At 69.8% G+C, this 298-nt stretch carries 1 protein-coding gene; it reads left to right on the forward strand.

Annotation, left to right across the window (positions count from 1 at the left end):
* Nucleotides 1-72: 72 nt before the first annotated feature.
* Nucleotides 73-298: transposase domain-containing protein (locus G6R24_RS24340; protein WP_192029240.1), on the forward strand; the 226-nt coding region annotated here is incomplete at its 3' end.

A 298-nucleotide genomic window follows, 5' to 3' on the forward strand; every position in this document is an offset into this window, starting at 1 on the left:
TGGTCTGTGGGGCATGACGGGAGTGAGGGGCTGTCGCCGGAGGGCTGGTTGCCGGACCGGGTGACGGTGGGTGTGTTGACGCGGGTGTACCCGCCGGAGCTGGTGGACTGGGTGTTGGCGGTGACGGACACCGCGGAGGTTCGCCGCCGGTTGTTGCCGTCGCGGCTGGTGGTGTACTTCGTGTTGGCGTTGTGGCTGTTCCGGGGGCGCAACTGTGGCTATGTGCAGGTGCTGGCCCGGTTGACCAGCGGGCTGCACTTCCAGCGCCGGGCCGCTGCGTTGGCGGCGGATGAGCCGG

This window comes from Candidatus Frankia nodulisporulans (assembly GCF_902806475.1).
In the GTDB taxonomy this organism is placed as follows: Bacteria; Actinomycetota; Actinomycetes; order Frankiales; family Frankiaceae; genus Frankia; species Frankia umida.